This is a genomic window from Microcoleus sp. S36b_A4 (assembly GCF_036700645.1).
Classification (GTDB): Bacteria; Cyanobacteriota; Cyanobacteriia; order Cyanobacteriales; family Microcoleaceae; genus Microcoleus.
In genome coordinates, this window is record NZ_JAUBPI010000124.1 from 1 (window position 1) to 16,245 (window position 16,245).

Sequence of the window (16,245 nt, forward strand, 5' to 3'; positions counted from 1 at the left end):
CGAGGCTCTACCATAGGACTGGCAATGCTTTTGGGGTGTGTTACTGCTTATACTACCACGAGAGTGACAAAAGAGGGCTATAGAGTGTTTGGTGGTCAGTATACGTTATCTGGCTCTTTCGACCCTTTTGACCCACAACTTCTCCTGATAACTGGCACTAATAGCATGGGAGCCGCCGGAAACATCACGATCGACACGGGACGATTGCTGATGGACAATGGAAGCGCATTGACTACCACCACGTTAGGCGCTGGCAACGCCGGAAATATTACCATCCGTGCCGGGGTTTTAGATATGCTCGCTTCTGCAATCCACAGCGGCCCACTTTTGGGGAGTACCGGTAGGGGAGGAAATATCACCTTTGAGGGGAAACGTTTAACCGTAAGCGATGGTGCTAGTGTGATCAGCCTCACCCGCGGTGAAGGAGGAGCGGGGAATATCAACATTAAAGCTTCGGAATCAGTAGAAGTGCTGCGGACTCCCACTGGAAGTCCCGTAGCAAGTTTAATTGGCTCAACTGCCAGCGGTGTGAATGGGGAAGCTGGGGACATTAATATCGACACGAAGCGGTTGAGGATTTCTGACGGAGGCGGAATTAGTTTATCTAGCGGAGCAGTTGTGGGCAACCAACCGTTGAATACAACTGGGGGGCCCGGAGGTAATTTAACAGTTAGGGCCACTGAGTCAGTAACAGTCGAGGGTATTTCTGGAGTTTTGGCGAACGGCAGTCGGAATCCCAGTTTCATCTGCGCTGATGCCAATACTGCTAATCGGGGAGGGAGTATCAACATTTCTACACCTGTACTGACTCTCCGGGGTGGGGGAGTTATTAGCACTGCATCTTTAGGCAGCGGAGAAGCGGGAAGCATCACAATAAATGCGGGCCGTGTAGAAGTTATTGGGAATGGGGGTCAAGGTGAATTTAACAGTCAAATTCAGACTTCCGTTGGGATTGCCTCTGAGCTTATAGATCCTAATGCTACGGCTAACGGAGGTTCGTTGAATCTAAATGTCGGGGAATTGATTCTTCGCAATCAAGGAACACTCAATCTGCAAGCTTTGGGATCGGGACGGGCTGGTAACATTAACGTGAAAGCAGATTCAATTTCCCTTGACAACCAAAGCAGCATTGACGGAAGAACGGCATCCGGTGCCGGAGCCAATATTAACCTTGAAGCACGGGATGTCCAGTTGCGCCGAGGCAGCAGAATTACAACTGATGCAGGTAGTTCTGGTGGCGGTAACATCAACATTAAAAGCGATATTCTGGTGACTCTCCCCAACGAAAATAGTGATATTACTGCTAATGCGCGATCGGCTGCCGGTGGTCGGGTTAATATTAATGTCCCCAATGTTTTTGGGTTTACCTCAGTCAGTCGCGAACAGGTGCGAGCGACTTTGGGATTAACAGATGCTGAATTTGCAGCGTTGCAAGTAAGTCCGACTTCTCTAATTCCTACCAGCGATATTGCGGCGATTTCCCAAAGTAGGGGCCCGGCTTTGCAAGGTACTGTAACATTTAGTGCTTCAGGGGTGAATCCTGCTCAAGGTTTAGTGGAACTGCCGCAAAATGTGGTGAATCCGGCTGCGTTAATTGCTGCAAATCCCTGCACGCAAGGGGCCGATAGCGCATTTACCGCTACTGGGAAAGGAGGAGTGCCGCCGAGTCCTAATGATGTTCTCAGCAGCAATTCTAGCCAGTTTAATTGGGTGGAACCAGCGGTAGGTGGAAGTCAGCACCTAGAAGGTCAAAGAACATCCACAGAAATTCGACCAACAGAAATTATTCCCGCTCAAGGTTGGGTAATCGACGATCGAGGAAAAGTAACGCTGGTAGCCTATAATTCTGGTGGTGGTGCATCTCTTCGCAGTCCGAAACCGACCGGTGTTTGCGTACCTCAATAGGTAATCTTCAGGTTTTAGCTAGCCCGTCGCTATTTTCCTCATACTAAATTAACCAGACTTAAAAGATGCCCCGCCAATCTTCCGCCCTATTTTTTGCATTTTTACTGCTGTGTCCTTTCCCTGCGATCGCCCAAATCATCCCCGATAATAGCTTGGGTGCAGAAAGTTCACGCACAGTTCCCGACACGATCAATAATTTACCCTCGGACAGAATAGAAGGCGGTGCAAATCGCGGCGTTAACCTCTTTCACAGTTTACGCGAATTTAACATCCGTGAAGGGCGGGGAGCATATTTTGCCAATCCCAGCGGAATCACCAACATCTTCACCCGCGTTACGGGTGGCAACCCTTCTAATATTTTAGGTGTCTTGGGAGTCCAAGGAAATGCCAACTTATTTTTACTTAATCCAAAAGGAATTGTCTTTGGTCCCAACGCTCGGTTAGATTTGCGTGGTTCATTTGTCGGTTCAACTGGTAGCGGAATTCTCTTTGATAATGGGTTTGAATTTAGTGCAGCTAATTCTAATGCAGTGCCATTGTTAGCGATTAATATTCCTGTGGGTTTAAGATTTAGAGAAAATCCCGGCACAATTGTCAACTCTTCCCAAACAAAGGCTCCTACATCAGCCTTACCGCCACTCCCCATAGAAATTCCGGCGTTTAAAAAACTCGGTTTAGCAGTAGACCCCGGTCAAACTTTAGCATTAATTGGCGGTGACATTCAACTGCAAGGAGGAAATCTAACTGCTTATACCGGACAAATTCTTCTCGGTAGTGTCAACAGTCCAGGTTTAGTGCAATTTGAACCAACAGCTTTAGGTCTGAATTTAAACTATCGCAATATTCAGAACTTCGGCAATATTGAAATGAACGGTGCATTTATAAATACTAGCGGATTAGGAGGTGGGAAAGTCGATATTCGAGGTGGAAATATTAATCTTAATGGTTCAGGAATTTATGGACTGACACTCGGAAATATAAATGGTAGAGGCATTGACATCAATTCCCAAAACTTACGAGTTGAGGGGGGGTCGCAAATTTTTGCCTCCACACTGGGAGAGGGGAGGGGAAGCGATATCAACATCCGCGCTACTGACTCAGTAGAAATGATCGGGTTGGGAATTGAGGGCTATCAGCAGCTTACAGAAAATTTTCAGACATCTGGAACAGGCAACCCCTTTATTTCGCAAATTGTTCTGTTTACTAGCGCTATTGGCAGTGGAGCAGCCGGAGATATTAACATTGAAGCCGGACGGCTGTTGATGAGCAATGGGGTAGTGGGCGGCGCCCCCACCTTTGGTGCTGGGAATGGTGGAAATCTGAGTATCCGCGCCAACACAGTCGAACTCGTCAGTTCAACGCTCTATAACGGAACAACCAACGAAAGCACTGGTCAAGGCGGAAACATCTCTGTTGAAGCGCAACGGTTAATACTGCGCGATGGCGGTGCGTTTGCCAGCTTCAGCCTTAGTGATGGAGCATCAGGGAATATCGCGATTAGAGCGAGTGAATCGGTGGAATTATCGGGGAGTCTTCCTGTCGGTCTAGGGCAAACTCGGCTCGGCACGAATACTTTTGATGCGAATGGAAAAGGTGGGGATATTACGATCGACACTAAGCGGCTGAGTGTTTCTAATGGAGCCACAATTAGTTTAACGACTGGTGCTATTTTTGGGCAAGTTGTGTTTTCTACAAGTGGGGGGACGGGAGGAAATTTAACTGTGAGAGCCTCCGAGTCTATAGAAGTGAGCGGTGAGTCAAGATTTTTGGAGAATGCGGGCTATGTAGCAAGTTCTTTTGTTACTCAAACTGCAAGTTCTGGTAGGGGTGGAGATATTCGCCTGTCAACACCTAAACTAGCTGTGCAGAATGGCGGGGTTATTTCTGCGGCTTCTTTGGGTATAGCAGATGCAGGAGATATTACAATTAATGCCGATCGGTTACAAGTGCAAGGTATTGGGAGTAAAAGTGGGTTGAGGAGTGGAATTGAGGCCTCGGTTGGTAGGGCGTTTAATGCTGTAAATCCCACTGCTAGCGGAAATGCAGGATCGTTGAATTTGAATGCTAATCAATTGATTCTTCGGGATAGTGCAGTTGTTAATGTTCAATCTTCAGGAACAGGTAGAGCTGGCAATATTAACGTTGTAGCTAACTCAATTTCCCTGGATAATAAAAGCATAATTGATGGCACGACTGTCTCTGGAACAGGGGCAAATATTAACCTGCAAGCGCAAGATATTCAGTTACGGCGCGGCAGTAGAATCACCACGGATGCAGGTATTTCTGAGGGCGGTAATATCAGAATTAATAGCGATATTTTGGTAGCTTTACCGCGAGAGAATAGTGATATTACAGCTAATGCTCGCACAGCTAGGGGCGGACAAGTTACGGTCAATGTACCAAATATTTTTGGCTTTACAAGCCTTAACCGCGACCAAGCCAGGAGTAGTTTAGGACTGACTGATGATCAATTTGCAGCGTTGCAAGTAAGTCCGACTTCTCTAATTCCTACCAGCGATATTGCGGCGATTTCCCAAAGTAGCGGCCCGGCTTTGCAAGGTACTGTAACATTTAGTTCTTCTGGAGTGAATCCGGCTCAAGGTTTAGTGGAACTGCCGCAAAATGTGGTCGATCCGACTGCGTTAATTGCTGCAAATCCCTGCACGCAAGAGGCCGAGAGCGCATTTACCGTCACTGGGAAAGGAGGAGTGCCACCGAGTCCTAATGATGCTCTCAGCACGGCTCCAGCGCCCTTTCCTTGGGTGGAACCAGCGGTAGGTGGAATTCAGCAAATAGAAGGTAAAAGACCATCCCTCGAAGTTCGACCAACAGAAATTATTCCCGCTCAAGGTTGGGTAATGGACGATCGAGGACAAGTAACGCTGGTAGCCTATAATTCAGGTGGTGCTTCTACTCGCAGTTCCAAATCGACGGGTGTTTGCGTACCTCGATAGGTACTCTTCAGGTTTGAGCTAACCCCTCGCTATTTTTCTAATATTCAATTAACCAGACTTCAAAGATGCAGCGCCAATCTTCTGCCCTATTTTTTGCATTCTTACTGCTGTTTCCTTTCCCTGCGATCGCCCAAATCATCCCCGATAGCAGCTTGGGTGCAGAAAGTTCGCGCACAGTTCCCGACACGATTAATAATTTACCCTCGGACAGAATAGAAGGCGGTGCAACTCGCGGCGTTAACCTCTTTCACAGCTTGCGCGAATTTAACATCCGTGAAGGGCGGGGAGCATATTTTGCCAATCCCAGCGGAATTGCCAACATCTTCACCCGCGTTACTGGTGGCAACCCTTCTAATATTTTAGGGACTCTAGGAGTTTTGGGAAACAGTAACTTGTTTTTAATTAACCCCAAAGGGATTGTCTTTGGCCCCAATGCTCGGTTAGATTTGCGCGGCTCATTTATCGGTTCTACTGGTAGCGGAATTGTTTTTAATAATGGCTTTGAATTTAGTGCAGCTAATTCTAATGCAGTGCCATTGCTAGCGATTAATATTCCTGTGGGTTTGAGATTTAGAGACAATTCCGGCACAATAGTCAACTCTTCCCAAGCTATTGGCCCCACACCAACCTTACCGCCACTACCCATAGAAATCCCTGTTTCTAACAAACTTGGTTTAGCAGTAGATCCAGGTCAAACTTTAGCATTAATTGGCGGTGACATCCAACTGGTAGGAGGAAATTTAACAGCTTATACCGGACAAATATTACTGGGAAGTGTGAAAAGTCCCGGTTTAGTACAATTTGAACCAACGGCTTTGGGGGTGAATTTAAACTACAACAATATTCAGAATTTCGGCAACGTTAAAATGAACGGTGCATTGATAAATACCAGCGGATCGGGCGGTGGTAAAATTGACATCAGGGGTTCAAATGTCACCGTCAGTAGTTCGGGAATTTATAGCCTAATACTTGGAAATATTGATGGCAGAAGTATTGATATTAATGCCCAAAACTTGCGAGTAGATAAAGGGTCGCAAATTCTCACCGCCACATTGGCAGGTGGGAAGGGGAACGATTTAAACATCCACGCTACTGACTCAGTAGAAATGAGCGGGCTGGGAATTGAAGGCTATCAGCGATTTTATAGCCAATATTTACCCTCTGGAACGTTCAACCCTTTTGACCCGCAAATTGTTCTGAGTGCTGGCACTGCTGGCAGTGGAGCCGCCGGAGAGATTAACATTGACACCGGACGGCTGTTGCTGCGCGATGGGGTACTGGGCGGTACAGTCACTTTTAGTGCTGGAAATGCCGGAAATCTGAATATCCGTGCTAACACCATCGAACTCGTCAGTTCAGCGCTCAGTAGCGGAACAAATCGCGGAAGTAGCGGTCAGAGCGGAAGCATAACTATTGACGCACAAAGGTTAATCATGCGCGATGGCTCCAATCTCGTTAGCGTCAGCCGCAGTGATGGAGCATCGGGGGATATCGCGATTAAAACGCAGGAATCTGTAGAATTGTCGGGAGGAATCCCTGGAAGTCTGGCGCGAACTACGATCAGCACGAACTCTTTCGATGGGAATGGGAAAGCCGGGGATATTACCATCGACACTAAGCGGCTGACTGTTTCTGATGGAGCCTCAGCTAGTTTATCGACGGGTTCGATTATTGGCGAAACCGTGTTTTCTACCAGTGGGGGGCCTGGAGGAAATTTAACTATCAGAGCTTCAGAGTCGATAGAAGTGAGCGGCGTGTCTGGAGTTTTAGGGGATGCGGGCTTCGCAGGGAGTTCTCTGGCTACTCAAAGTACAAGCTCTGGTAGCGGTGGAGATATCCGCCTCTCTACGCCCATGCTCGCTGTAAGAAATGGGGGTATTATTTCTGCGGCTTCTTTGGGTGCAGGAGATGCGGGAGATATTACAATTAATGCCGATCGCGTAGAAGTGCAAGGCATTGGGAGTAACAGTGAGTTGAGAAGTGGAATTGAGGCTTCGGCTGGTAGGGCATTTACTTTAGTCAATCCCAATGCTACCGGAAATGCGGGTTCGTTGAATTTGAATGCTAATCAATTGATTCTCCGGGATAGTGCAGTGGTTAATGTTCAGTCTTTGGGCAGGGGAAGGGCTGGCAATATTAACATGGTAGCTAACTCAATTGCCCTAAACAATAAAGCCAGCATTGACGGTACAACTGACGCAGGCGGTGGGGGAAATGTTAACATCAGGGCGCAAGATATCCAGTTACGAAGAGGTAGCAGAATTACAACGGATGTGGGTATTTCTGAAGGTGGAAATATCATAATCAATAGCAATATTTTAGTCGCTTTACCAGGAGAAAATAGCGACATTACAGCTAATGCTCGCACAGCTAGAGGAGGAAAAGTTACGGTAAATGTACCAAATATATTTGGTTTTACAGCAATTAACCGCGAACAAGCTATAAGTAGTTTAGGAGTGACTGATGCTGAATTTGCGGCCTTACAAGTAAGTCCTACATCTTTAATTCCTACCAGCGATATTGCGGCGATTTCTCAAAGTAGTGGCCCGGCTTTGCAAGGTACTGTAACATTTAGTTCTTCTGGGGTAAATCCTGCTCAAGGTTTAGTGGAACTGCCACAAAATGTGGTCGATTCGGCTGCTTTAATTGCAGCAAATCCCTGCACGCAAGAGGCTCAGAGCGCATTTACCGTCACTGGTAAAGGAGGAGTGCCACCGAGTCCTAATGATGCTCTCAGCACCGCTCCAGCGCCGTTTCCTTGGGTGGAAGAGGCAGGAAGAAATGCAACGAGCAATGTAGAGGATTTAACCGATGTAACCGATCGAGGGAAGAAGAAGGAAGAAGGGGCAATCCCCGATCGGGAAGTTGTTCCGGCGCAAGGTTGGGTGGTGAATGCGAAAGGAGAAGTTACGCTTGTTGGATATAATCCGGGTAATGCTGCTGACTCTCGCAATCCTCGGCAGAATTCTGGTTGTGCGCCGCGTTGAAATTAGGTTTTTTTTTGACCGCCGATGTAGGCGGATTAACGCGGATTAACGCAGATAAAGAATAATATCTATTTGGGTTAATTAGTATGTGTGTCTCCGGTTGTAATTTTATTTTCTAAATATGAAGTTTTCCCGATCGCTCCGGCAAGTAATTCTGTTATTTGTGATTTCCTGTCTGCTATCCGTTGCGATTCCTCCCGGAGTTGCTCAGATTAATCCACCACCAGCGGTGCAGCTTGTCCGACAAGCTCGAACTCTGTACCAAGAGGAACGTTTTTCGGAAGCTGTACCGCTATTGCAGCAAGCGGCGACCCAGTTTGAGGCAAAAGGCGAAAATCTCGATCGCGCCACAGCTTTGAGTAATTTAGCTGCAACCTACGGGCAGTTGGGGCTTTGGGAAGAAGCAGAAAAAGCTGTAAATTCGAGTTTGTCGGCTGTGCGAACACAAGCCAACACTCCCGAACAGCAGCGGATTTTGGCTGAAACTCTCAACATTCAAGGACAGTTGCAACTCGAACGGGGCCAGACTCAAGATGCGATCGAGGTTTGGACGCAAGCTGCTAAAATTTTCGAGCAAATTGATAGAAAAAACCAACTTTTTCAAGTTCAAATTAATCAAAGTCGGGCTTGGGAAATTCTCGGACTTTACCCCAGAGCTTGCAAAATGCTGTTAGCTTCTTTTAAGTTGGAAAACCAAACTTGCGAAGTTTCGGCAGCGGGTTTGGAAACTTTGAAAAATCAGCCTGTTTCTCTCGAACAAGTCCGGGCAATTCATGCTTTAGGGCGGGTATTGCGGGTTTTGGGACAACTGGAACGATCGCAGGATGTGCTTTCGGCGGGACTCGAAGCAGCCCAAAAATTAGGTTCCCGGCCAGAGGAGGCTGCAATTTATCTCAATCTGGGCAATACGGTACGGGCTAAAAGCAATAAACCGGGTTTGACACCAGAACAGCGGGGTGATTGGGAACGCTTTGCCCTAGAGTATTATGCTCGATCGATCCAGGCGATCCCGAATCGATCGCCTCTACAAATTCAAGCAAAGTTAAACCAATTGAGTTTGTTGGTCGATCGCCAAGATTGGTCTGAAGCAGAAGATTTGTGGCGTTCTCTCGAACCTCAAACAGATCAATTTGGCTCGAACCGCGCCGGACTTTACGCTCAAATTAATCTAGCTCAAAGCTTGATCAAATTAGCTCAGTCGCCTGCGAAAACTTTGAGTTTAAGCGAGATTGACACAATGCTTGATCGCTCTGTCGAAGGAGCAAACAGTTTGGGCGATAAACGCATACAAGCTTATATTCTGGCAGCAAAAGGCAAACTATCGGAAATCCAACAGCAGTATCAGAAAGCGGAAAATCTCACAACTGAGGCTTTGAGTTTAGCACCGGCGTTTCAATCTCCCGATATTGCTTACCAATTGTTTTGGCAACTTGGACGGATTCGGAAAGCTCAGGGAAATACAGAAGGGGCGATCGTTCAATATACTCAAGCTGTGAATGTACTGTCTTCTTTGCGGGGCGATTTGGTAACAGTCAATCCCGAAGTGCAATTTTCGTTTCGGGAAAGTGCCGAACCGGTTTATCGGGAATTAGTCGGGATGCTTTTGCAAGAGGAATCTCCCAGTCAAGCTAAATTGAAACTAGCGCGCCAAACGGTGGAATCTTTGCAACTGGCGGAATTGGACAACTTTTTTCGGGATGCTTGCGCTGATGCTAAACCAAAGTCTATCGAGGAAATTGATCCGACAGCGGCGGTGATTTATCCAATTATTTTGAGCGATCGTTTGGAGGTAATTTTGTCCATTCCCGGCAAACCCCTGCGCCGCTACGCTACGAAGAAGTCTCAAGCTGACCTGGAAACTGCCTTCAGACAAGCCAAAAATACCATCAGGCCTGCTTCTTTCCCCCGCGACAGGAGGCTACCCGTTGAACAGGTTTATGACTGGTTAATCCGCCCCGCAGAGGCGGATTTGACCGCTGCTGGGATTAAAACCCTGGTATTTGTGCTCGACGGTTATTTGCGAAATCTGCCGATGGCGGTGCTCCACGACGGTGAAAAGTTTTTGGTAGAAAAATACAGTATTGCTTTGGCGCCGGGATTGCAACTGCTAGCACCGAAACCGCTGAACAAAGTCAAGTTAAAAGTGCTCACCGCTGCTCTCTCCGAAGCGCGTCAAGGCTTCTCGGCTTTGCCGGGGGTGAAGGAGGAAGTTCAGCAAATTGCAGCCGAGATGCCGGCGAGTTCGCTGCTGAATGAAGATTTTGTCAGCGGGCGGTTGCACGATCGAATTAAAGCTTTGTCTTACCCGATCGTCCATTTGGCAACTCACGGTCAGTTTAGCTCGAATGCAGCGGATACTTTTATTGTGACTTGGGATCAGAAAGTGAATGTTAAGGAGTTCGATCAACTGCTGCGAGCCCGCACTGGGGAGAAACAACAGCCGATCGAACTTTTGGTTTTGAGTGCTTGCGAAACTGCTTCGGGCGATAACCGCGCCGCTTTGGGTTTGGCCGGGGCCGCAATTCGATCGGGTGCCCGCAGCACCGCCGCCACCCTTTGGCAAGTCAACGACGAATCTACAGCTATCTTTATGACTGAGTTTTACAAGCAACTGGCTTCTTCTAAAACCAGCAAAGCTGAAGCCCTCCGCAACGCTCAATTAACTCTCTTGCAAAACCAACAGTATCAGAATCCGTATTTCTGGGCGCCTTTCGTGCTAGTGGGGAATTGGCAATAAGGCAGGCGATTTGGGATTTGAGATTGTGGATTTTAGATTGGGAAAGACTGATGCTCTATTCGTGTTGGTTTTTTGTTAAAGATTGTAAACTGTTAACGAGTGCTTTCTGCATCTAATATTTTTTCGAGGAGTCCCATGAAGCAACTTTTGATTGCTGAGCGCTTTTGCCTAATTGCCCACGTTTTTTCAATGGCTTTTGGATTGGCAGGGTTGCTGCTGATTTTACCCCGTCCTGAATTGGTGATGAGTTTGCCACCAGCAGGGCAAACGCTATTCCAGTGGGGGATGGCTGGGGGTGGAGTAGTTTATATCATCTTTGGTGCTGCAGCAGTTGCTCTGTATGCCTTGCGGACGTTGGGTTGGGGTGCAACTCTGGCCTTTTTAGTACCTTCTGTGTTTTTGTCCTTGAGTAGCGAGTTGTTGGGAACGAGTACGGGTTTTCCCTTCGGCCACTACCATTATTTGAGCGGTTTGGGCTACAAAATTGCAGGGCTGGTTCCATTTACAATTCCTCTGTCGTGGTTTTATCTGGGACTGGTTTCATACATAATTGCTCGCGCTGGAGTAGCTGGCGGTAAAGGTGAACTCAACTGGGTGCGCCAAATAGGGGCGATCGCCCTTGGTGCTTTGCTGCTAACAGCTTGGGATTTTGTACTAGATCCGGCGATGAGTCAAACTTCTGTGCCTTTTTGGGAGTTTGAGGAACTTGGGGCTTTCTTTGGGATGCCTTACCGCAATTTGGCTGGCTGGATGGGTACGGGGGCGCTATTTATGTCTGTAGCAGCTTTCTTGTGGAGAAAAACACCGATTAAATTAGAGCGATCGGAATTGGGTTTGCCCTTAATTGTTTATTTGGTAAACTTTGCTTTCGGAGCAATTATCACTGTAACTTCGTTGGATTCTCGGTTCTGGTTCCCGACATCGCTAGCGGTGCTTCTGGGTGTAGTTCCGGCGATCGCGTTAAGCTGGATCGCTAAACCCGCAACAGGTTACGTAACCGAAACAATGCCGTCTTTGGAGACATCTGTTCTCACGGCTGAAATTCCACCTCAGCCCGTGGGCGTTTTGCGTAAGTGAGTTGCTAGTGAGCAACCCCGGCTGATTTAGCAAAAATTTACACTAAATTTTGAGCTAGTTTAAAAACCCGGTTTCTACAGGAAACCGGGTTTTTCAGTGGCGATTTTTTCATTCCCAATTCCTGTAATATGTTTGAGGTCAAAATTTTATTAAATTTTTTAAATTGATATCAGTTACCAAAATAATGAACTGTAAATAAGCTCGCAACCCATATCCAGTCAGTAATTCCCAATTATTCAATTATTCAATAGTATGGTTTTCCCGATCGCCCCTCACCTGTTCTCCCAACCGCTGACAAGTATCATCCCTGTCGCACTCCTGCTGCTGCAATTGCCCGCCGCCGCCCTTCTGATGTCGCATTTGATTAAAGGCCCATCGCGCATCCCGCCCCTGGAACCCGATTCGCCGACGCTGGATTTGTTAGGTGCTTGTACTGCGGTGGTGCCGACTTTGAACGAAGCCGATCGAATTTCGCCTTGTTTGGAAGGATTAAGCCTCCAAAGTTACGAACTCCGAGAAGTGATCGTGGTTGACAGCTATTCGGTAGACGGAACCGGAGATTTAGTCAAAGCAGCAGCACAAAAAGACCCCCGGTTTCGCTTGATTAACGACGATCCGCTGCCGGCGGGTTGGGTAGGGCGTCCGTGGGCGCTGAATGCGGGTTTTTTGGCAAGTTCCGAGAAGTGCGAGTGGATTTTGGGGATAGATGCGGATACTGTGCCGCATCCGGGTTTGATTGCGAGTTTGCTGAAGACGGCGGCGGCTGGAAATTACGATTTGATTTCGCTGTCGCCGCAGTTTATCCTCAAGTATCCGGGGGAGTTGTGGCTGCAACCTGCTTTGTTAATGACTTTGGTTTATCGGTTCGGGCCGACGGGGACTGGCGGGGATGTGCCGGAACGGGTGATGGCGAACGGTCAGTGTTTCTTGTGTAAGCGCGAGGTTTTGGTGGCATTGGGGGGCTATGAGGTCGCGAGGGGTTCGTTTTGCGATGATGTGACTTTGGCTCGCTATGCGGCTGCTAAGGGCTTTAAGGTGGGCTTTTTGGATGGGGCTAAGGTGTTGAAGGTGCGGATGTATGAAGGGGCGATCGAGACTTGGAACGAATGGGGTCGATCGCTCGATTTGAAAGATGCTGCTTCTGGCGGTCAAATTTGGGGCGATTTGTGGCTGTTGCTGGCGGTTCAAGGTTTGCCGGTGCCGATTGTGTTGTGCTATTTGGTGTTTGGTTCGCTGCTGCCGGTTGGTGTATTTCCGCACTTTTGGCTGTTGGGATTGAATGTATTTTTGGTTGCGGTGCGATCGGCTTTGTGTTTGGCGATCGCACCTTCCTACGATACAACTGGGGCATCGGGTAAATGGCTGTTTTGGCTGTCACCTTTAGCCGATCCGCTGGCGTTTTTGCGTATTCTAATTTCTGCTTTAAATCAGCCTACTCAGTGGCGCGGCCGAAAGTATGAATAAGCGTTAAATTTTTGCTAGACCTTTTAAAATTGGTAGAAGTGCGATCGCCCTTTTGGATCGAATGGGCGATCGCACTTTTTTTGATTTCCTAAATCAACCGGAAATTAGCCGAGGTAATCGCATTGGCACTCACTCCAATCATCACGCCTAACTCTTCCCCTGTCAAGAGATTCTTGATGAGAGTTCCCTGAGTATTTTGAGTGATTGCTAACTGGCCAAAACTCAAACCTCCGCTTAATCCAATCAAGTCTTGACCGCTTGTAAAATCAGCAATAATATCAAATCCTTGACCAGCTTTTAAGGCAAAGATATCGTTACCGCTACCGCCAATCAAACTATCATTTCCCAAGTCTCCGTAAAGAATATCATCACCTTGACAACCAGTGAGAGTATCGTTATCTTCGCCTCCGTACAGGGTATCATTCCCTTCACATCCTCCCAGGATATCGGCTTGTTCGTTACCGCTGATGAAATCATTACCTACACCGCCGCAGATAGTATCCGAACTTAACTGTCCAAACAAGTAGTCATCACCTAGACTACCAAGCATTATGTCGTTACCTTTGCCTCCATATAAAACGTCATTATCCTTACCACCATCGATGAAATCATCATCTTTATCACCAAGAATGATGTCATTACCTTCGCGGCCATGTAAGGAGTCATTGCCTTTGCCTCCGAAGATTAAATCGTTGCCCAATTCGCCAAGCACGATGTCGTTTCCTTCGTCTCCATAAAGGATGTCGTCACCTTTGCCTCCGGTGATGAAGTCGTTGCCTTGGTTGCCATTAAAGATGTCGTTGCTAGCACCACCATATAAGTTGTCATTCCCTGATTTGGCATCGAATATATTGCCGTTGTTACTGCCGAGAAATTCATCGTTTTGGGCAGTGCCTATTTGAATTCCCGATACACCAAGTATGGTGTTTTCAACTGCATTGGGTTGGTTTAACTTGGGATAGGCAATGTCATCGCAGATGCAGTCGTCATTGGGGATGTTGTTGGTTGTTGGTGTTGGCGTTACCGATGGTGTTCCCGATGGTGTCGGTGTTCCCGCTGGTGTATCTGTTCCCGTTGGTGTTGGCGCTGTTGGTGTCGGTGTTCCCGATGGTGTACCTGTTCCCGATGGTGTCGGTGTATCTGTTGGTGTTGGTGTATCTGTTGGTGTTGGCGCTGCTGACGTTGGTGTATCTGTTGGTGTTGGCGCTGTTAGCGTTGGTGTATCTGTTGGTGTTGGCGCTGTTGGTGTATCTGTTGGTGTTGGTGTATCTGTTGGTGTTGGCGCTGTTGGTGTTGGTGTATCTGTTGGTGTTGGCGCTGTTGGTGTTGGTGTATCTGTTGGTGTTGGTGTTGGTATTGGCGCTGTTGGCGTTGGTGTATCTGTGGGTGTCGATGTTCCCGATGGTGCAGGTGTTTCCGCAGGCGTTGGCGCGGGGGCGGGTGCAGGTGTTTCCGCAGGCGTTGGCGCGGGCGTGGGTGTTGGTGCAGGTGTTTCCGCAGGCGTTGGTGCGGGCGCGGGTGTTGGTGCAGGTGTTTCCGCAGGCGTTGGTGCAGGGCTTGGCGTTGGTGCAGGTGTTTCCGCAGGCGTTGGTGCAGGGCTTGGCGTTGGTGCAGGTGTTTCCGCAGGGGCAGGTGTTGGTGCAGGTGCGGGTGCGGGCGTTGGTGCAGGTGTTTCCGCAGGGGCAGGTGTTGGTGCAGGTGCGGGTGCGGGTGTCGCAACATCAATACTAAAAGTACCCAAACTGCTAGCAGCAGCAAAATTACCGCTAGCATCCTTCACCTGCGAGGCTTGCAAACTCACCGTGTAAGTACCATTATCAGCATTATCCCAAGTTCCCCCCGGCGGCGTAAACGAATATGTCGCTGTTCGCGGGGTACCATTGCTATTAAGATCAACACTAACAAAGGTAGCAGGAATAGCCCCACCTGACCAATTTATAACAACGTCAGAATTATCTAAACTACTAACATCAACTCCACTACTATCGCTGAAAGTAACTGTCAATGCCTGACTTGTACCACCTGCTGTAGTAATGTTAGGAATTGCCCCCAAATTAGCAGTAAGTGCAGTGAGATCAGCAGTGCGAGTTAACTGAGTGGCTGGGGTATTGTTATTACCAAAAGTATCCGTAGCTGTGGCAGCAAGTACATCAACGGTGACAGGGCCATCCGCAGTAGGGGTGACATCAAAGGTGTAAGTTGTGGCATTAACTGGGACAAAGTTTCCGACAGTCGCATTGGCGACGGTGATATCAGTATTATCGAAGCCGGTGACATCTTCACTGAATGTGGCTGTGACGCTAAATGGTGCGTTGACTGTAGTTGTGGAAGTTGATGTTAAGGCAACTGTTGGCGCTGTAGCATCATTCGAGCGAGTCAGTTGCGTGGCTGCGGTATTATTATTACCCCCAATATCAGTGGCAGCAGCAGCAGGGACATCAACGGTGACAGGGCCATCAGCATTCGGAGTCACATCAAAGGTGTAAGTTTTAGCGTCAACTGTGACAACGTTACCGATAGTCGCATTGGCTACGGTGATATCAGTATTATCGAAGCCGGTGACATCTTCACTGAATGTGGCTGTGACGCTAAATGGTGCGTTGAATGTAGTTGGGGAAGTTGATGTTAAGGCAACTGTGGGGACTGTAATATCAGCAGTACGAGTCAGTTGCGTGGCTGCGGTATTATTATTACCCCCAATATCAGTGGCTGTAGCAGCAGGGACATCAACGGTGACAGGGCCATCAGCATTCGGAGCCACATCAAAGGTGTAAGTTGTGCCGCTACCTGTGAAATTGCTAATCGTACTGTTAGTCAGATTAACGTCGCTGGCAATAAATCCTGTGACGCTTTCGCTGAATGTTGCTGTGACGCTAAATGGTGCGTTTGTGGTTGTTGGGGATGCAGATGTTAAGGCAACTGTGGGCGCTGTAGCATCATTCGAGCGAGTCAGTTGCGTGGCTGCGGTATTATTATTACCCCCAATATCAGTGGCAGCAGCAGCAGGCACATCAACGGTGACAGGGCCATCAGCATTCGGTGTCACTGTGAAAGTATAAGTTGTGCCGCTACCTGTGAAATTGCTAATCGTACTGTTAGTCAGATTCACGTCAGTGGCGAT

Annotated in this window: 6 protein-coding genes and 1 pseudogene; 6 read left to right on the forward strand and 1 reads right to left on the reverse strand. The window is 48.1% G+C overall.

What is annotated here, in order from left to right:
* From QUA03_RS26005 to cruG, 6 genes and pseudogenes are all read left to right on the forward strand, one after another.
* Positions 1 to 1,905: pseudogene (locus QUA03_RS26005) on the forward strand (filamentous hemagglutinin); the annotation flags it as partial.
* A gap of 65 nt (positions 1,906 to 1,970) precedes the next feature.
* Positions 1,971 to 4,859, forward strand: coding sequence for an S-layer family protein (locus QUA03_RS26010; protein ID WP_333216216.1), 2,889 nt, complete (start codon positions 1,971 to 1,973; stop codon positions 4,857 to 4,859).
* A gap of 65 nt (positions 4,860 to 4,924) precedes the next feature.
* Complete coding sequence (locus QUA03_RS26015) at positions 4,925 to 7,846, forward strand: two-partner secretion domain-containing protein (protein ID WP_333216218.1); 2,922 nt, start codon at positions 4,925 to 4,927, stop codon at positions 7,844 to 7,846.
* Between the two features lie 121 nt (positions 7,847 to 7,967).
* A complete protein-coding gene (locus QUA03_RS26020; RefSeq protein WP_333216219.1) occupies positions 7,968 to 10,583 on the forward strand; it encodes a CHAT domain-containing protein in 2,616 nt (871 codons plus the stop codon).
* Positions 10,584 to 10,718: 135 nt separating this feature from the next.
* Positions 10,719 to 11,660: a gamma-carotene 1'-hydroxylase CruF gene (gene cruF / locus QUA03_RS26025; protein ID WP_333216221.1), complete on the forward strand. Its 942-nt coding sequence runs from the start codon at positions 10,719 to 10,721 to the stop codon at positions 11,658 to 11,660.
* Between the two features lie 351 nt (positions 11,661 to 12,011).
* Positions 12,012 to 13,124 (forward strand): 2'-O-glycosyltransferase CruG, encoded by a 1,113-nt coding sequence (cruG, locus tag QUA03_RS26030; RefSeq protein WP_333216223.1) that lies wholly within the window; start codon positions 12,012 to 12,014, stop codon positions 13,122 to 13,124.
* Between the two features lie 88 nt (positions 13,125 to 13,212).
* On the opposite strand, the gene QUA03_RS26035 is transcribed toward cruG, so the two are convergent.
* Positions 13,213 to 16,245 (reverse strand): Ig-like domain-containing protein (locus QUA03_RS26035; protein WP_333216225.1); only part of this gene is annotated, 3,033 nt, incomplete at its 5' end.